Origin of the sequence: Nostoc sp. UHCC 0252, from assembly GCF_034931145.1 — a bacterium.
GTDB lineage: Bacteria > Cyanobacteriota > Cyanobacteriia > Cyanobacteriales > Nostocaceae > Nostoc.
Genome location: NZ_JAYGHE010000015.1, coordinates 1 through 19,195 on the forward strand (window position 1 = coordinate 1; position 19,195 = coordinate 19,195).

Below are 19,195 nucleotides of genomic sequence, written 5' to 3' on the forward strand. Positions count from 1 at the left end.
ATCATCCCATCTTCACAAACCTACAACCTCAAAAAACACAAATTACCTACTAAACTTATCACCAATATCTTGCGTAGGGGCACAACATTGCCTGCGCCCCTACCCGTATACTTCATTTACCTGAAAAACGCTGTATAGCTGCGTGTTCCTCCACAAATGGGCAAGATTACAGTGTAGGATCTCGTTTGTGATTCTATTAAATATGCAATGAAAAATATATTGTTTCGTATATGGCAATCTCTTCGGCGTTACCGAATGCAAGCTGTTATATTTACAATCATTGGATGTGTAGCTGTCACCTTTGAGACAATGCATGTTCTGGCTCAACCGACTTCAACCTCATCTGAACGTCCTGCTGTGAAAGCGCCAAATTTTGGGCGACACTTTCAAGAATTTGGGCGTGAAGGCTCAATCTTGATTTACGACTCCAAAAATAATCGCATTTATGAACATAATCCTAAACGTAATGCAACTGCGTAGGCGTAGCCCGTCGTAGACATCGCTCCAGCTTCGACATTCAAAATTTTTAACGCGCTAGTGGCTTTAGAAACAGGTGTAGTTCTTAATGATGTGGCGGTTCTGACTTGGGATGGAATTCACCGAGACATTGATGCCTGGAATCATGATACAAATTTGCGTCAAGCCTTTAAAGATTCAACTGTTTGGTTCTATCAAGTGCTGGCGCGTAGGGCTGGATATGAACGGATGCAGCAATTTATTAATAAAGTAGCTTACGGAAATCGTCAAATTGGAACCGCCGCAGACATTGATCGTTTTTGGCTAGAACAGAAGATATTGCAAATTACACCCCAAGAGCAAATTAAGTTTTTGCAACGGTTGTATCAAGGCGATTTGCCTTTCTCTCAACGGACAATAAATCTTGTCAAAGACATTATGATCCGTGAACAAACTCCAGACTACACGCTGCGAGGAAAGACGGGATGGTTAACGACTAGCAAACCACAAGTTGGTTGGTTCGTGGGTTATTTAGAGCAAAACAAAAACGTGTACTTTTTTGCAACCACCCTTGATATGGATAAAGTAGAGGATGCACCCGCCCGCATTGAGATTACCCGCAGTAGCCTCAAGGACTTGGGTTTGCTAGCTCATATAAACTAACCACCACCAACAATAGTTACCACTTCTAAGCGATCGCCTGGTTGCACTTTCGTTTCCGGCCAAAACTGGCGGTGGAGAATTTCGCCATTATATTCTACAGCCACCAACCGGGGGTTAAAACCCAACTCTTGGAGCAAATGGGGTAAAGAAGTTTCAACTGGGCAGCTATGGGTTTCCCCATTTACCTGAATCGTAATCTCATTAGACATATTATATATGTGGGGAATAGGGAGTGGGGAGTGGGGTATTAGGTATTGGTTACTTACTTTGGACAAATGACTAATGACAAATGACTCTTTTAAAGTTCTGGTTTAATGCGATTGAGTTGGGAGAGCAAATATTGTGTTACTAGGGTAGGCTGTTCGGCTTGCATGAGCGATCGCACTACTGCTACACGTTCGGCTCCAGCATCGATCACATCATTGATATTATTAGCATCTATCCCCCCAATCGCAAACCAGGGAATTGAGCAATTTTTGGCTGCATAGCTGACATATTCTAAGCCTGTTGCTACCTTACCTAGTTTCGTGGGAGTTTCATAAACTGGCCCTACGCCGATATAATCCACACTTTCAGCAATTGCTGCTTGCATTTCTTCTTTATTTGTGGTAGACATACCTATCAGACGCTGCGAACCGAGTAATTGCCGAGCTACAGAAATGGGCATATCTTGTTGTCCTAGATGCACCCCATCTGCATCGACAGCTAAAGCCAGATCCACGCGATCGTTAACAATAAACAAAGCACCGTAGATATGGCATAATTGCCGGAGTTTTCTGGCTTGTTCCAGACGCAAAGAATCATCGGCGGTTTTATCGCGGTATTGTAAAAGCGTTAATCCACCTTTGAGTGCAGCTTCTACGTTATTCAACAAATTTTCATGTGGGGAAGTAACAAGATACAAACGCGATCGCCACAACAATTGATGGCGCTGATGACCCATTAAACTACTTTCTAGGGTATAAACCTGATAGCGCATCTGCTTACAAGCTTTAGCCATATTTGGTTGGGTTAGCTTGCTATATTCTTCCAACACCCGCAAGGCTTCTTCGACACGGCAAAAGTTAGCTTGCAATACCGATTTTATACTAGCTCGTTCTTCTTCTTGCGGATGGGTTAGCTCAGTCCCCGCATCACCTGGTGTATCTCGCGCCGCCCGTAATTCTGGGGTATGCCACTTGGCTAATTCTTGTCGCAGGCGCTTGCATTCAAGAGCTAACTGGGCACTATTCAAGCCAAAGCGACACCATTCTTCAATAATTCGTAAGCCTTCACGAGCGCGGTCTAAATTGGCATCTAAAATGCGGTAGACAACTTGTTGTACTTGCTCTTTTTGGCTGTATGGCTCGACCATTACAACAACCCCATTAGTACTTTCATCAAAATGTGAATTATCATAAATCCTAGTAACCATAAGTTAATTAATTTGCTTTTTTTACTTAATTTTGGCGGAATCTACGCAAAAAAATCTAGTAGTTAGAGTTACGATAAATTATCCCATGTTCTTATAAGCAGTGATAAGGGTAGTTTGAGGCTACAGTTTTGCACTAAGGTTAGTCAAGTATTTTAGGGTAAATGACAAGCTTACAAAGGACTGGTAAGAGCGGATACACTCGAAAATAGACAATGGGCAAATTATACGCAACTTTCTATAGGACTCCTATTTTATTTTCAAAAAACTCGTTACATCTTAATCTTCTAAAATTCTCTTGCCTTTTGCCTCTTCCCTACTAAGCCAAGTAATTGATTCCTATAGAATTTTTGACAAAAGCTGTTGTTGCTGCTCATAAGGACAAAAAAGTTCTTTCTTTTGCCCTGCCTATCTGATTCTTTTGATAAGACGACCTTTTAAAAGCTACTTAATTTTATTCAATTTTTACTCCGTGAACGGGAATGTGCCACGTCTCTACATTGATTTTTAGAGATGTCTAGTAAAGATATCTTGTCCAAGCTATTGATTATGTAGGTTTTTTATGCGAATCCTCGTAAATTGGACAATGTATTGGCAATATAAGCCAATACAGAGTAGATGTTCTATATATAATGTGAATGTAAAGAGTATGTAAAGTTACTGCCTAATGCAAGATAAGCTTCAGTAAATACACAGTATGATGTTACTGCGAGGTTATTTAAGTGTTCCCTACCTCCATGCTAAATACTGTCACGCAACATTCCCAATGGAAGCGTAAAAGTATCTTTCTTTGTCAGACAAGCATTAGGAACGTCCAAGAAATAAATTATGCATCTTGTGGGGTGGCAATTCTACCTGCCTAAAATATTGAGCGGGTGGAAATACGCATTTCACTCATAAGTAAATTGGGGATATTTTTATTTGGAAACACCTTAAAACTATACTGCTCGGTGTTTTGCATTTTCACCTCAGAATTGTTTTGGGGAAAAGGTTTAATGCTTTTTCTTTGTCCCTTAACCAACAAGTATTGGGCTAAGGTAATTCAAATTCAAAAATGCCCTAAAACAGAATCACCTGCAATCTGAAAACTTCAACATATTCGCTTACCTAAGAATTATGGCAAATATCAATGGCACTAACAGTTATGATTCCCTCGTTGGCACAACTGGGGATGACATTATCAAAGGCTTTGCGGGTAATGATTACATAAATGGTAACGGAGGCAACGACATCTTAGATGGTGGCGCTGGGAATGATACTGTAAATGCTGCTGGTTCTGCTGGAGATAATACCCTCAAAGGCGGAAGTGGGAAGGATTCTTTAGATGTATCTTCTTCTTCTGGGAACAATGCCTTAGAAGGTGGCTCTGAGAACGATAGACTTAATGCTTCCTATTCTTCTGGAAAGAACACCTTGAAGGGTGGTGCTGATAATGATTATCTAAGTATCTTTTATTCTTCTGGGAATAACAACCTTAGTGGGGATGCAGGTAATGACTACCTTGAAATTAGTTATTCTACTGGCAACAATACAATTTCAGGTGGAAGTGGTACCGATTATTTTTACGCTTATGGAGTCCAGGGTGCAAATACCCTTTATGGCGGTGATGGCAATGACTACTTCTATACTAATGTCTCGGATACTGCACCCTCTTCCCTCGTGACTCAAACCGTTGATGGGGAGACAGGTAACGATTACTTGTTTGTTGATTACAGCAATGCTCACGCTGGAATTACCTCAGCCTACGATGATACCAATAAACAAGGCTCGATTGCAGCAGGTACGAATCAAGTAAGCTACAAGAATATTGAACAATTAAACGTCATAGGTACAGCCTTCGATGACTATATTGTTGGGAGTGGTGGCAGTGATACGATTCTTGGCAATGCTGGTGACGATTATTTGGATATTAACTATTCAATAGGCAATAATCTGCTGGATGGTGGCAATGGCAATGATTCTCTTTCCGCTTCTGGCTACTATTACTACTATCGCTACGACGAGTACGACTCCTTTCATACCATTATCGGTGCATCAGGTAATAACACCCTCTATGGTGGTGCCGGGAATGATAACTTGAATGCTAACTATTCAACTGGCAATAACTTGCTAGATGGTGGCGATGGCAATGACTCTCTTTCCGCCTATGGCTACGTTTATGGCTACTACGGTGGTTTTGTCACTTTGTATGACATTGTTGGTGCATCAGGCAATAACACCCTCTCCGGTGGTGCTGGTGACGATACCTTGAATGCTAACTATTCAACTGGCAATAACTTGCTAGATGGTGGCGATGGCAATGACTCTCTTTCCGTCTATGCCTATTTGTACTCTTCTAATGAATACAGAGGTACTACTTATACCGTTGTCAGTGCATCAGGCAATAACACCCTCTATGGTGGTGCTGGTGACGATACCTTGAATGCTAACTATTCAACTGGCAATAACCTGCTGGATGGTGGCGATGGCAATGACTATCTTTCTGCTTCTGGCAATTACGGAATATATGGCCGAATTAGTGCTTCAGGTAATAACAGCCTCAAGGGTGGTGCTGGTAATGATACCTTGAATGTTGACTATTCAACAGGCAATAACCTGCTGGATGGTGGCAGTGGCAATGACTATCTTTCCGCTTCTGGCTACGTGTACTACTCTGGTAGTGGTTATGGAGTTAGCGGTGGATCAGGCGATAACACCCTCTATGGTGGTGCTGGTGACGATAACTTAAATGCTAACTATTCAACTGGCAATAACCTGCTTGATGGTGGCGATGGTAATGACTCTCTTTCAGCTTCTGGCTACAGGTACTACGATTATAATCGTAATGCTTATGGCGTTGTCGGTGGATCAGGCGATAATACTCTCTATGGTGGTGCTGGTCATGATAGCTTGAATGCTGACTATTCAACAGGCAATAACCTGCTTGATGGTGGCGATGGCGATGACGAACTTTCCGCCTATAGTGCATTAGGCGATAACACCCTTGATGGTGGTGCTGGTGATGATACCATCTATGGTGGTGTTGTCCGCGATATCCTGATAGGTGGTAGTGGTAATGATGTCATCTATGGATATGGCGGTGATGATATTTTTGTCTTCAATAGTTTAACTGAAGGTGTTGATAGTCTTTATGACTTTGACGCGACTAATGAATTGATTCAGATATCTGCGGCTGGTTTTGGTGGTGGGTTATTAGCAGGTTCACTTCAGACAAGTCAGTTTAGCCTGGGATCATCGGCAACGACAAGCGATCAGCGATTTATCTATGATTTGACTACAGGTGCGCTGTATTTCGACCAAGATGGCAGTGCTAGTGGATTTACTCAGGTACAATTCGCGCAAATATATAGTGGAGCATTACTCACTAATAACAATTTTGCGGTTGTTTAAGGACTGCTAAACAATATCTGGTGGTAGCGAAAGTCAACACTAGCAACAGATGTAGCAATCCTATTTGATGTATGAAAATCGAGAGGCTTAGATATCTGACTTCTCAAATAAAATGAATGATTTAGATGCGGTTCTTTTGAGGAGATATTGAAGAGCAACGCAATTTTGTGAAATAATTCCAAATTTAGTTGCGATGTCTACGGCGGGCTAGTTTTGTCTTTTGATTCTTTTATTTATAATACTCGGAAAGTGCCAGAAGAGGGATATCGTTTATTACTCTGTATTAAATATCGCCAATCGTTCAAGATATGAGTAATATTATTGACATCATACTCCCTAAGAATATAAAAATTTATTATTTCCGTGTTAAATATGATTCACTGTTGTGTGTTTTCTAGGTACCGTAGGGTAGATATTATGCTTGCAAATCTAAGGGTTATAGAATCAGCAAGGCTTTTATTTTTTAGCTTATCAGTATTATCTTTTACCGTCAGCGTGGGAGCCACAAGTATGGCGTTCCTGGGTAGTGCGTTAGCGGAGCTCGCCGGAGGCATCGCTCAAGTTCCATTGACACCAAATTCAGCACCTTTAAGTGACACCAAAAATTCTCAGGCTAACGTGCTATTTGTCAACCCCGATGGTGGAAACGACGGCGCAGGCAATGGTAGCGAATCCGCTCCTGTGAAAACCATTACTCAAGCTTTACGATTAGCTAACGCCAATACTGTAGTTATGCTCTCCACGGGCACTTATAGCGCCGATACAGGAGAGGAATTCCCCTTAATGCTGAAACCGGGTGTTTCAATTCAAGGCAACCCTAGCAATCAAGGTAAGGATATTATCATTCAGGGAGGTGGTGATTACCTGAGCCGCAGCTTTGCCGGTCAAAATGTCACAATTGTGGGAGCAACCCAAGCCTTGCTGACTGGGGTAACGGTGACAAACCCTAATCGCCGGGGTTACGGTTTATGGATTGAATCTAGCGATCCGGTAATCGCGGAAAATACATTTACTGGTAGTACCCAAGATGGAATTTCTGTCTGTGGTAATGCCGCACCCACTATTACCAAGAATTATTTTGATCGCAACGGAGCCAATGGCATCACAATTGCCGGGAATTCCAGTCCCCAAGTCAAGGAGAATATCTTTCACGAAACGGGTTTTGGCATTAATATTGCTCAAAATGCCGCTCCTGTAATTATAAGCAATCAAATTCAGAACAATAGATCGGGAATTGTCGTGCAGGCGAAAGCTCGCCCGATTTTACGGAATAATATTATTCAAGATAATAAAGAAGATGGTTTAGTTGCGATCGCTCAAGCAATGCCAGATTTGGGTAGTGCATCGGAACCTGGGGGTAATCAATTCCAAAATAATGCTCGCTACGATATTAACGCCAGCGCTGCTAAAGAGTTAATTTCTGCTGCTGGTAACAATCTTGTGAGCGATCGCATCACTGGCAAAGTAGATATTAACGGGACAATAGCACTAGCAGCACAAAATTCTCAACCTGCTGCCAACAATGTGTTGCGAGAAATACCAGCAAACGGTGAAATCACCTTTTCGGCTCCTGAAATCTCTGAAACTACCAATGAGCAAACCAGCAACAGCGTTTCAGCCAATAATCCTGTTTCTGCAAAATTAAACACTCAACTGCTGCCACTAGTGCCAGCGAATGTACCACTTTCCACCCCTATATCCAATCAACAACCACCTATCTCTAAAGTTGCTGGATTTCCGACTCCAAGCAGCTTATCGGCTAGACAAATACCTGCAACTTCAAGCCCAGCACAGCCGCCTAATACACCACAGTTAAATTATGTGCGGATTGATCCTAATACCATCGAGTTTACTGCCCCTGAGTACCCATCCAATTCAGTTACCAGCACAAGGAATCAAACACAGCAGCCATTACCAATACTAGAAACTTCTACCCCAGGTGCTTCAGCACTTTTACCACTTCCTGATCAGAATATCCCTATTGGTAATGCTCGGAATATGCAAACAAGTTCTGCAAGTATTCCTTATGGCGGTAACTCTGCAACACAATTCGGTATTCGTTATCGTGTGGTAGTTCCACTCTTCACTGAAAGAGATCAAGATTTGGTGCGATCGCTTGCTCCTGGTGCGTTTGCCACAGTTTGGGAAGGTCAAAGAGTTATGCAAGCAGGGGTATTTAGCAGTGAATATAACGCTAAAGAAATGCTCAAAACACTTTCTAGCAATGGTTTAAGAGCCATTGTCGAGCCGTTGAATTAATTGGGCAAAGGGGAAAGATTTACATCCCCTCCAGTCTTTTTCCTCAATTTTGAATTTTGATGTAAGGGCGATCGCTCTTTAACGGGTAGAGCAGCGTCGCAAAAAAGCCCAACAACAGCGAAATCAATTTGTCCAGCAGTATAATTTGGCTAATCTTAGGCAGTGCTTGCGCGATCGCACTTGAGCATAAGTTGAATTAGCGATCGTATTCTTGTTTGAAAGAGCGATGAGTTAAACAACAGAATGCGCTAGTTCTGCTATGTAACTCTCTAATGAAACTACTCCTCGTGTAACAAGGTTGTGGGGTGGCATCTCTCCTTTGATCGCAAGGGTTGTCATGTTAGAGAAAGACGCTGCTGCTGCGTTTGAAAATCCCATATTCTGCATTGTCTTTATCCACTGGTCACGCGGAGTTTCCACTACCTCGACTGGTTTTTGTAAAACTTTGGCAAATGCTTGTGCAACGTTGAGCGAAGAATATCTTTCTGGCCCTTCGATGTTGTGTAGCTCTGTATTCTTTATTGGCTCTGTCATCAAACGCGCTGCCAACTGACCAATATCGCGTGGGGCTACCATCGGCAATGCAAAATCGGTTGGAAAGAAGGTATGGATTATGCCATCCTGTTTAGCTGATTGTAGAGATAAGTCCCAATTGCTCATATAGTAGGCAGCGCGGATGATACTAAATGGTATGGACTGGGCGGCGAGTTGCTGCTCCATTTCGTAAAGCACTCCCAAATCGCCAATTTGAGAACCGGGCTGCGCTCCATAAGTGGATTCGGCAACGATTTTCTCTAAGCCAGAGTCTGTTATCGCTTCCAGAATGGATGCCAAGCTTTTTCTTTCTTCAACATCTGTGTCTGTCGCCGGGTTAGCAGGTGGATTAAGCAGGAAAAGACGTTTACCCTTTGCAAACACGCGGCGTAGTTCTACGGTATTATGCACGTCTACAACCTCAACCATCGCACCGCGCTTCTGCCATTCAGGAATAGACGCAGAACTGCGTGAGACAATGGTTACTGGCTCACCTTGTGATAACAGCGTTTGTGCTACAGCAGAACCAACATGACCATTGCCACCAAGAATGATGTGCATGGGAAAAATCAAGAATGATAGGTATGGAAGAAGTATAGGAAAAGTGCAGTGTTGCACTCAAGCAGCCCAACTATTTATATTTAGTCTAAACTCCAGTTGCCAACTTAGGGTCAGAAGTTGGTATTTGCTTACTGAACTTACTTAAGTAAGTCGGTGCAATAAAATCAAACTATGTAAACAAAAGTAAATAAGGCTCAAACTCTTTCTCCCCCTGCTCCCTGCTCCCTGCTCCCTGCCTTATTGCAACAATAATTATTTACGCCGACCTACTTATGTGGTGCGCGAAGCGCGATAGACAGGCACTCTTACAAAAGGTCACGCCGTTCGAGCAACACCCAATCCCCATCTGAGAGTACAGCTACAATCTTGAATGGTGCAAACAACAATGGTAAAGAAACCTCTGTTGTTTTACCTTAATCATTTAAATGCATCATTCTAATGAATTCTTAATTACGAATTACGAATTACGAATTATTCGCTCACTGGCTCCTTATCTCCCCACTCCCTATCCCGGCTTATGATCCAAACGGGTAGCTTGCTCTAGGGCGGCTTTTTCTTTGGCTCGGCGGACATAAGGTTGTAATTGAGAGCGATCGCAACCTGTTAAAATAATCAGGTTTTCCAAAGTAATCCCCCGCATCAACATTTCTACGCGCCAAGTTTGTTGTGCTTGGGCGATCGCTGGCGTTTGTCCTTGAGGAGTTAATAGCCCCTCACTCCATACTTGCCAACGTGTCTCAAGCTCTGATTCTGAGAGCGGTTTGCCTGTTTCATTCAAAAACATGGCTGTTTGAGCATCTTTACGACTTTTCAGCCATTTGATTAAGGGATTATTGGTAAAAGAGCCGTAGCGTTTGCCCAAAATCCACTGATTCACAGGCACTTGACGGACAAACCCTGGAATTGTAATTTGCAAAAAGTGCCCTTGAGTATCATAGATTTGGTGCGATCGCTCCAAGCTAATTATTTCCGTGGCAGATAACCCAGCCCCAAATAACACATAAGCCAAGGCATAATCTCGTATTCCCAATTTCCTTGCTTGTTGCAGAATTTCGTGGACTAAACTAGCAGGCAAATCAGCTACTTCTGTGGTGATGAAGCCTCTTTGTAAGGAGTCTATTGCTGATTCTGCTGAAGATGACATGGCTCCATGTAAAAACAACTCCACCAAATTCTCCAGAAAATCATCGCGATCCTCCCAAAGTTCGTGAAATTCGCTGGTGAACTCAATTACGGCATATCCCAAAATCATCCCATTTAGCAAACTGGCTAATTTTTCTGCCGGTAAGTAGGTATTTAAGTGCCCTTGCTGGATTACAGTAGCTAAATACTGAGCTACATAACGATTTGCCTCTGTTACTCCCCTGCCCAGGGCGCGGCGGTTTTCTGCCGGGAATTGGTCGGCTTCACCCACCACAGACCGGACGAACTCTGGCACTCGTTCTAATGTATGTAAAGTGTCACTTGCATAATCTTTCAGAGCTTGGTAGACATTGCCGGGAGGCGTTGCCCGCCGCACCAGCGACTCACCTAAATCTTTGAAAGCTGCGGACTCTTCCAGCACAGCCAAAAGCAGTCCATGCTTATTGCCAAAATTCCGAAATAGAGTCACTTCATTAACTTCGGCTTTTTCAGCAATTTGGCGGGTTGTGGTAGCGCTGACTCCGTGAGCAGAAAACAACTCAAGTGCAGCTTGAATCAGGCGTTGACGAGTGGAAACAAGTTGAGACGACATAAATAAATGCAAGTGGCACTTGCACGGATATCAGATTTCTGCTAGCATAACAAATGTAAGTGATACTTGCTTTACGCTACTGTAACGAACTAGTATACAGAGCGGGTAAATCTCTGTGGGATTATGCCTAAGAAAAAGCAAATTGCTTGATCATCCATTAACAGGAATTTTTATGACCGCAAATTTTGGGGCGATCGCTCCTGAGAGAGGCAATTCACCTCAACTCAGGTGGATAAATGTGGTATTTTTTGGTGTATTTCATGCCTTAGCACTTCTGGCTCCTTGGTTTTTCTCCTGGCCAGCATTAGGTTTGCTAGTGTTTCTGCACTGGTTATTCGGGAGCATTGGTATTTGCTTGGGATATCACCGACTACTGAGCCATAAGAGTTTCCAAGTTCCCAAGTGGTTAGAGTATGCGATCGCCCTCATTGGAGCGCTGGCTTTGCAAGGTGGGCCAATTTTTTGGGTAGGTGGACACCGCCAGCATCACGCCCACACGGAAGATATTGATCTAGATCCCTATTCTGCCCAAAAAGGATTTTGGTGGAGCCATATACTATGGATTTTCTACCCGCGTCCAGAATTTTTTGACTATGACACCTATAAAAAATATGCTCCTGACCTAGCAAGGCAACCCTTTTATCGCTGGCTGGATCGCTACTTTTTGCTATTGCAAATACCCTTCGCATTGCTCCTATATGCATTAGGAGGATGGCCTTTTGTTTTCTACGGAGTGTTTCTCAGGTGCGTCTTGCTTTGGCATTCAACCTGGTTTGTGAACTCAGCATCACATCTGTGGGGTTATCGCACCTTTGATGCTGATGATGGCGCTCGTAATCTTTGGTGGGTATCTATCGTCACCTATGGAGAAGGATGGCACAATAACCATCATACTTATCCCCACATGGCGAAATCTGGGTTGTCTTGGTGGGAGATTGATGTTACTTGGTGGAGCATCCAAGTTTTGCAGACTTTAGGTTTAGCCAAAAAAGTTGTTTCACGTCCCCCTCAAGGTGCAAATAACGGCTAAATTGCAACTAAATTATCATGAATTTGTTATGCCGATTGCTTTTCGTAGTCGGCTTAATAAGCTATTACTTGCATATTTGCATCATGATCAATACTTCTAGCTTTCGCCAGACGATTCTGCTAGCTATCATCACACTCAACCTCATTTCTACTTGGCTACACTACATAGATAATGCATTATTTTTGAGTCGATATCCTGGCCCCCAGTGGTTTACTTCTGTTGGAGTAATTAGCACTGTGATTGTGATGACTCCAGTAGGACTTTTAGGATATTGGTTTTATGCCAAAGGCATGTTTTGGTTGGCGCACTTTTTATTAGCCTTATACTCAATCACTAGTATCTCCAGTCCAGTCCATTATCTCTTCCCAATGGTTACTCCCATGTCTTTGAAAATGCATAGCCTAATTTGGTTGGATGGAATTATGGGACTGTTACTGATAGGTTTTTTGCTATGGTCTAGTCTTGTATTGAAAGAGTGGCGTAGTACACTACCTGCAAATTGACATAACATATATAACTGAAATTGCCCTCAATTTATTTTCTTAAGTCTAATTAAATAATCTGTTACTAGCTGTTTCACGGTAAAATCTAACGGTTTAAATCACCGCAATGTATCAAGCGTGAAAACCGACAGCATTTTTTACCGCCTTTTTCAAGAACTTCCTAGCATCTTTTTTGAGTTAATTGGTAATTCACCCCAAACGGCAGACGCTTATAAATTCTCTTCAATTGAAATTAAGCAAACTGCATTCCGTATAGATGGTGTTTTTTTTCCAACACAAGGGGAAGAAAATCCGATTTACTTTGTTGAAGTCCAGTTCCAAACTGACACAGAAATTTATTCGCGCTTATTTTCAGAAATTTCTTTATACTTACGCCAAAATAAGCCTAAAAATTCTTGGCGAGGAGTAGTTATCTATCCCAATCGCAGTTTAGATACATCAGATATCAAGAATTACAGTGAATTTTTCACAAGTGGGCGCATCAGTCGTATTTATCTTAATGAATTAGGTGAAACTGCATCATTGCCAGTTGGAATTGCTACGATGAAATTAGTGGTCGATGAAGAGGAGACAGCAATTATTGCTGCAAGGCAGTTAATAGAGAGAACTCAGCAAGAAATCAACATCGAACCACAACGGCGGCAGTTACTAGAATTGATAGAGACAATATTAGTTTACAAGTTTCCGACAATGAGTCGAAAGGAGATTGAAGGTATGTTTGGGTTAAGTGATTTGAAACAAACACAAGTGTATCAAGAAGGTAAACAAGAAGGAGCGTATGAAGAAAAGTTTAGAATGATACCTTTGTTGTTGAGATTGGGATTGAGTTTTGAAGAAATGGCAAAAGAATTAGGTTTGAGTTTAGAGGAAGTTCAGCAAGAAATCCAAAAACAGCCTCCAAGTCAGGATACCTAGCCTACAATTAGCACTACTCACAGATACCCATAAATAATCCTGTTATTTTCCATTCCCATAATTTTTAATTTTTTTATATGATTTCGCTCTCCCCCATTCTTCAAGCTAGACTCTCCCAACCCTTAAAGATTGGCTCCTTTGAGGTAAAAAGTCGGGTTCTCCAGTCGCCTCTCTCTGGGGTGACAGATATGGTGTTTCGCCGTCTCGTGCGTCGCTATGCGCCAGATTCGATGATGTATACCGAAATGGTGAATGCTACAGGGTTGCATTATGTCAAGCAGCTACCCATAATCATGGAGGTAGATCCAAATGAGCGCCCAATTAGTATTCAACTATTTGATTGCCGTCCAGATTTTTTAGCAGAAGCAGCAATTAAAGCAGTTGCAGAAGGTGCTGATACTGTAGATATTAATATGGGTTGTCCAGTAAATAAAATCACTAAAAATGGTGGTGGTTCTTCGTTGTTGCGACAACCAGAAGTAGCAGAGGCAATTGTGCGAGAAGTGGTAAAAGCTGTTGATGTCCCTGTGACAGTAAAAACCCGTATTGGCTGGAATGACAACGAAATTACTATTCTCGACTTTGCCAAGCGCATGGAAGATGCAGGGGCAAAAATGATCACAGTCCACGGACGCACCCGCGCCCAAGGATACAATGGCAATGCCCGTTGGGAATGGATTACTCGTGTAAAAGAGGTGCTTTCTATCCCAGTCATTGGGAATGGAGATATTTTTTCCGTTGAAGCGGCGGTGAAATGTTTAGAGCAAACTGGCGCTGATGGTGTGATGTGTTCTCGTGGGACTTTGGGTTATCCGTTTTTAGTGGGAGAAATTGATCACTTCCTGAAAACTGGGGAGATATTACCAACCCCTACCCCGATTCAGCGTTTGGAATGTGCAAGAGATCATTTACAAGCCTTGTGGGAATATAAAGGCGATCGCGGTGTACGTCAAGCCCGTAAGCACATGACTTGGTATGCTAAGGGTTTCGTCGGTGCTGCCGAACTCCGAGGACAGCTAAGTTTGGTTGAAAAAGTAGATCAAGGTTTAGCAATGATTGATCAAGCAATTGAAAAACTAGCTAATGGTTATGAACTTGAAGAAGAAACACAAGGTAGTTTGATAATGCTTTAATATCTTTAACTAGCCAAAGTGGAGGATCACAAAAAAAGTTTCAATCCCTAATAGGGATTTTGTTTAATTGCAATACTTGATATGCACTACGGGCAATATCCCAATAGCGTTTCAATCCCTAATAGGGATTTTGTTTAATTGCAATTTGCTTGTCAGGGCACATCACTAATCGTAAAGTTTCAATCCCTAATAGGGATTTTGTTTAATTGCAATGTATCTTGAGAGAACCTTGCCCCCTTGCTCCCGCGTTTCAATCCCTAATAGGGATTTTGTTTAATTGCAATCATAAGTCAGAAAAGGATCATCTTCTCTATGATTGTTTCAATCCCTAATAGGGATTTTGTTTAATTGCAATGCGTTCCATTCACTGAATCTGCACTACCAGCCCGTTTCAATCCCTAATAGGGATTTTGTTTAATTGCAATGAAAATTGGTATTGTTGAATATCTTGATAAGTTGGGTTTCAATCCCTAATAGGGATTTTGTTTAATTGCAATTGACGGCGGATTATGCCAGAACTTATCCCACGGCGTTTCAATCCCTAATAGGGATTTTGTTTAATTGCAATTTTCGTTTTGCGATCGCTCTGCCTTGGTCGTAAGCGATCTTGTTTCAATCCCTAATAGGGATTTTGTTTAATTGCAATTCACCACACCAACATGAAGGGAGGCTCTAGGGGGTTTCAATCCCTAATAGGGATTTTGTTTAATTGCAATTTTAGTATCTGAATTTTTAGCCGCAAAAGGAATGTTTCAATCCCTAATAGGGATTTTGTTTAATTGCAATTAAGACTACTCAGCCTTGTCTTCTGCTGCTAGTGGTTTCAATCCCTAATAGGGATTTTGTTTAATTGCAATAAAGCACTGTTGAATTAGAATTTACCTTAAGGCTGTTTCAATCCCTAATAGGGATTTTGTTTAATTGCAATCTACCCTTGCATTTTCCAGTGTATGGACTCAAAGGTTTCAATCCCTAATAGGGATTTTGTTTAATTGCAATAGTAAAAACCTAATTTGAGCAGATGCTGAGTGGAGTTTCAATCCCTAATAGGGATTTTGTTTAATTGCAATCCTGAAATGCAAGTAATAGGCTCTAAAGGTTACGCGTTTCAATCCCTAATAGGGATTTTGTTTAATTGCAATTTTAACATCCTCTGAATCATCCTCATATACCGGAATGTTTCAATCCCTAATAGGGATTTTGTTTAATTGCAATATTTGAGCATAGGCGTAGTTCACCACCTCCAACTAGTCGTTTCAATCCCTAATAGGGATTTTGTTTAATTGCAATTCGCTAATATCCACACTGCCTGTACTGCAACTTTGTTTCAATCCCTAATAGGGATTTTGTTTAATTGCAATTCAACCCAGATGATTACTAAAAAATGCAGACATTGTTTCAATCCCTAATAGGGATTTTGTTTAATTGCAATTTTCCGAATTGAGTGCCCTGAATCATAGTCTTTGCGTTTCAATCCCTAATAGGGATTTTGTTTAATTGCAATCTCATCTCCGCGTTACACCAGTCAATTGCTGATTGATGTTTCAATCCCTAATAGGGATTTTGTTTAATTGCAATTTTTCGCAATACTTAGATTAACATATACTCATTAGTTTCAATCCCTAATAGGGATTTTGTTTAATTGCAATCTACTACTACTGTCTCGCCTCTCCCCGATTCATCAGTTTCAATCCCTAATAGGGATTTTGTTTAATTGCAATGTTTCTTAGCAGCCATTCCTCAGATTTGGCAATATTTGTTTCAATCCCTAATAGGGATTTTGTTTAATTGCAATCTAGCCCCTTGTATGCGCGTATATATAATAAATTGGTTTCAATCCCTAATAGGGATTTTGTTTAATTGCAATCGACTTGTACCGCGCCATCCAAGAGCAGCTTGCAGGTTTCAATCCCTAATAGGGATTTTGTTTAATTGCAATCGCTGGGGTCTGAAACCCTTGTTGTATTTAATTTTCAAGGTGCAGTTGCGCGAACGAGTGAATCATAACACAGCGAATAGTCAGGGCACAAGATGTAAATCGCTGAAAGCCACTCCCTACAAGGTGCGCGGATGGTTTGAAAGTACTCTTTGCCCAGAAAGCTTTGTATAGATGGAGCATCAGCCATTTTTTGCCCCTTCTCATTTTGTACACCTACCCATCCGCGCATAAGGCAAGAAAATTAGTTTAATTACCGATCGCTAACTCTATTAAAATAAGCGAACACCTCCGGTGCGCCAAAGGCGAACGCCTAATCCTTGCACACCTTAATTTACCAAGTCAGGGAATACCTCTTGCACAGCCGGATGCACCAAGCGATGATTCTGCACATTCACACCCTTCGCTAAGGCTGGGTTAACTTCTAGCGCCTTAATTCCCAAATTCGCCAACTGGACGACATAAGGTAATGTACTGTTATTAAGTGCCTGGGTTGCTGTCCAAGGTACTGCTCCTGGCATATTGGGAACGCCATAATGCACCACGCCCTCTTCAAGGTACACCGGATTTGTGTGAGACGTGGCATGTAAGGTCTCGATACAACCGCCTTGGTCAACAGCTACATCAACTATTACAGAACCGGGACGCATTTGTTTAACCAATTCACGCGATACTAATGTTGGGGCCCTACGTCCTAATACTAAAACTGCACCGATGAGCAAATCAGCTTCTTTGACTGCGGCTTCAATATGAGCAGAGTTGCTGTAAAGGAATTCTACCCTAGAACCAAAGAGGGTTTCTAGATAGGATAAGCGTTCAACACTTACATCTAGAATCTGCACGATCGCACCCATGCCCATAGCAATTTTAGCTGCTTCTGTGCCGACAACACCGCCACCTAAAATTACTACTTTACCTGCTTTAACTCCAGGAACACCGCCTAAAAGAACTCCTCTACCACCTTGCTGACGTTCTAGGAATCTCGCCCCAAATTGTACTGCTAGCCGACCGGCAATTACGCTCATGGGTGTGAGCAAGGGTAGTCTGTTAGCACCAGGTTGTTCTACAGTTTCGTAAGCGATCGCACAAGTGCCACAATCAATTAAATTCTCTGTCAATTTGCGATCGGCGGCTAAATGTAGATATGTAAATAATATTTGCCCTTTCTGCAAAAATTTGTACTCAGATGTCAACGGCTCTTTGACTTTCACAACTAATTCTCGATTCCAAGCCGTCTCTGATGTCGGGACAATTTCGGCTCCAGCACTTTTGTAGTCTTCATCTGAGAATCCAGCACCATTACCTGCTTGCGTCTCGACAAAGATGCTATGACCATTTTCTCGCAGCACCCGCACACTAGAAGGACTTAACCCGACACGAAATTCTTGATCCTTATTTTCCTTTGGAACGCCGATTTCCATATAAAACCTCTGATAATTTTTTTGTTTAACTCTAGCCTGCGAATCTCAAGCGTGCTACCGACTTATTACAGATAGCTGTATTAGAGATAGTTAATCTGTGTTCTAAGTTTCTTAATTTAATCTGAGTAGCCCCAAACTCAAGCCCTTGACTATTACCCCAGTGTTTATACAATATATAAAGAATAGTAACAATTTATTAAAAGAGTAATTGTATAGCTCCTTACTAGGGAGCCTTTGCTGAATTTATCAAGTCATCTTGGTATTCAAGCGGTGCAATTAACTCATAAGTTACCAAGCGTAAGGTAAAGGTTAAGGGAAAAAACCAGTCAATTCCTTTAGCGCTTATCCGCGACTTCTGCTGTGAAGTCTCATATCAAGTCCCGTTTGCCGAAAAAAAGGTTTCTTAAAAATGACACAAACACAACCAACGATTACACCTAAATTAGAAGAGCCGAAGTTTGGCTTTAACGAATATGCTGAACGCTTAAATGGTCGAGCAGCTATGATTGGCTTCGGTTTGCTACTGGTGATTGAATATGTCACCAATCAAGGGGTGCTATCATGGCTGGGTCTGAAGTAGTGCCACCAACCAGCCGAAGATGGAAGTTGTAAGCTAGTAGTTAAAAGAGTTTCAACCAGCTGGAACAACCAGTTGGTTTTGACTTTGTTAATTGATAGCGAACTACTTTGTCCTAGAATGTAAGCAAGAGAGGAATCGAAAGACCTACTATTGATGGGAATATCATAAACTTGCTACTACTATACGCAAGGCGATTAATGAATATACTTCCTACCCTACTAAAGAAAATCATAAGTAGTATCTGCCTTAGATGAGAAAGGCAAATTATGGGTGAGGTATTCTTGGTAAATGTAAATATACACAAAAGCTGAACTGGAACCAACCAAGCTGTGATGAATGCTGTATTACCTCGTTTTTTGAAGTCAACCTACCGAAAAGAGCCACTAATCAGTGTATTGGTGACGATGGGCGCTATAGATGCCCTGATTGGCGGATTGAATGATAGCTGGTCATTGTTCGCTTTTGGTTTAGGAACAACAGGCATAGCCCTAGCTTTTAAATTGTGGCGTTTCCAGCAGCGCCGTCCTCTACCAGAGGAGCCTGTAGTGCAACATTATTTGCCCTCTCGTTCTTCTAGTGCGCCTTTACCAATGTTAAGCGTTTCTAAGAGAAAACCACCTCTTTGAGACAGCTGAGTATGAGTTATAAGACGCGATCAATCGCGTCTG

Annotated in this window: 15 protein-coding genes and 1 CRISPR repeat array; of the genes, 10 read left to right on the forward strand and 5 right to left on the reverse strand. The window is 41.9% G+C overall.

Going from position 1 to position 19,195, the window contains the following annotated elements; all coding sequences use genetic code 11:
• The first annotated feature begins 207 nt into the window (after positions 1 to 207).
• Both VB732_RS35965 and blaOXA read left to right on the forward strand, forming a co-directional pair.
• Positions 208 to 480 carry a hypothetical protein gene (locus tag VB732_RS35965; RefSeq protein WP_416235738.1) on the forward strand — a complete coding sequence of 91 codons (273 nt, stop codon included), beginning with the start codon at positions 208 to 210 and terminating at the stop codon, positions 478 to 480.
• An 18-nt stretch (positions 481 to 498) separates the two neighbouring features.
• Positions 499 to 1,119: a class D beta-lactamase gene (gene blaOXA, locus VB732_RS11795; RefSeq protein ID WP_416235739.1), complete on the forward strand. Its 621-nt coding sequence runs from the start codon at positions 499 to 501 to the stop codon at positions 1,117 to 1,119.
• On the opposite strand, the gene thiS is transcribed toward blaOXA, so the two are convergent.
• Together thiS and VB732_RS11805 are read right to left on the reverse strand one after the other, a co-directional pair.
• Complete coding sequence (gene thiS, locus VB732_RS11800) at positions 1,116 to 1,328, reverse strand: sulfur carrier protein ThiS (RefSeq protein ID WP_323231026.1); 213 nt, start codon at positions 1,326 to 1,328, stop codon at positions 1,116 to 1,118. The genes blaOXA and thiS overlap by 4 nt on opposite strands.
• 89 nt (positions 1,329 to 1,417) lie before the next feature.
• On the reverse strand, positions 1,418 to 2,533 hold the full coding sequence (locus VB732_RS11805) for a thiamine phosphate synthase (protein ID WP_323231027.1): 1,116 nt from the start codon (positions 2,531 to 2,533) through the stop codon (positions 1,418 to 1,420).
• A 1,113-nt stretch (positions 2,534 to 3,646) separates the two neighbouring features.
• On the opposite strand from VB732_RS11805, the gene VB732_RS11810 reads away from it, so the two are divergent.
• Complete coding sequence (locus VB732_RS11810; protein ID WP_323231028.1) at positions 3,647 to 5,920, forward strand: calcium-binding protein; 2,274 nt, start codon at positions 3,647 to 3,649, stop codon at positions 5,918 to 5,920.
• A gap of 417 nt (positions 5,921 to 6,337) precedes the next feature.
• Entirely contained in the window at positions 6,338 to 8,179 is a 1,842-nt protein-coding gene (locus VB732_RS11815; RefSeq protein ID WP_323231029.1) for a DUF1565 domain-containing protein, read from the forward strand.
• A gap of 231 nt (positions 8,180 to 8,410) precedes the next feature.
• Here the strand turns inward: VB732_RS11815 and VB732_RS11820 are convergent, their stop codons facing one another.
• Positions 8,411 to 9,274, reverse strand: a complete 864-nt coding sequence (locus VB732_RS11820) for an NmrA family NAD(P)-binding protein (protein WP_323231030.1) — start codon at positions 9,272 to 9,274, stop codon at positions 8,411 to 8,413.
• A 505-nt stretch (positions 9,275 to 9,779) separates the two neighbouring features.
• A complete protein-coding gene (locus tag VB732_RS11825) occupies positions 9,780 to 11,009 on the reverse strand; it encodes a TetR family transcriptional regulator (RefSeq protein WP_323231031.1) in 1,230 nt (409 codons plus the stop codon).
• A 172-nt stretch (positions 11,010 to 11,181) separates the two neighbouring features.
• Between VB732_RS11825 and VB732_RS11830 the strand changes: the two genes are divergently transcribed.
• The 4 genes from VB732_RS11830 (at position 11,182) to dusB (ending at position 14,590) form a co-directional block, all read left to right on the forward strand.
• Positions 11,182 to 12,039, forward strand: a complete 858-nt coding sequence (locus tag VB732_RS11830; RefSeq protein WP_323231032.1) for an acyl-CoA desaturase — start codon at positions 11,182 to 11,184, stop codon at positions 12,037 to 12,039.
• Between the two features lie 83 nt (positions 12,040 to 12,122).
• The gene (locus VB732_RS11835; RefSeq protein ID WP_323231033.1) at positions 12,123 to 12,542 is read left to right on the forward strand and encodes a hypothetical protein; all 420 of its coding nucleotides are present in this window, start codon (positions 12,123 to 12,125) and stop codon (positions 12,540 to 12,542) included.
• A gap of 117 nt (positions 12,543 to 12,659) precedes the next feature.
• The gene (locus VB732_RS11840) at positions 12,660 to 13,457 is read left to right on the forward strand and encodes an Rpn family recombination-promoting nuclease/putative transposase (RefSeq protein ID WP_323231034.1); all 798 of its coding nucleotides are present in this window, start codon (positions 12,660 to 12,662) and stop codon (positions 13,455 to 13,457) included.
• A gap of 77 nt (positions 13,458 to 13,534) precedes the next feature.
• Entirely contained in the window at positions 13,535 to 14,590 is a 1,056-nt protein-coding gene (dusB, locus tag VB732_RS11845) for a tRNA dihydrouridine synthase DusB (protein WP_323231035.1), read from the forward strand.
• A 37-nt stretch (positions 14,591 to 14,627) separates the two neighbouring features.
• Positions 14,628 to 16,529: direct repeats of the CRISPR family, unit length 37 nt; unit sequence GTTTCAATCCCTAATAGGGATTTTGTTTAATTGCAAT.
• Positions 16,530 to 16,855: 326 nt separating this feature from the next.
• Here the strand turns inward: dusB and ald are convergent.
• Positions 16,856 to 17,947, reverse strand: a complete 1,092-nt coding sequence (gene ald, locus VB732_RS11850) for an alanine dehydrogenase (RefSeq protein WP_323231036.1) — start codon at positions 17,945 to 17,947, stop codon at positions 16,856 to 16,858.
• A gap of 409 nt (positions 17,948 to 18,356) precedes the next feature.
• Here ald and VB732_RS11855 point away from each other — a divergent pair, with 409 nt between their 5' ends.
• Positions 18,357 to 18,527, forward strand: a complete 171-nt coding sequence (locus tag VB732_RS11855; RefSeq protein WP_094344343.1) for a hypothetical protein — start codon at positions 18,357 to 18,359, stop codon at positions 18,525 to 18,527.
• A gap of 332 nt (positions 18,528 to 18,859) precedes the next feature.
• Complete coding sequence (locus VB732_RS11860; RefSeq protein ID WP_323231037.1) at positions 18,860 to 19,153, forward strand: hypothetical protein; 294 nt, start codon at positions 18,860 to 18,862, stop codon at positions 19,151 to 19,153.
• Positions 19,154 to 19,195 lie beyond the last annotated feature (42 nt).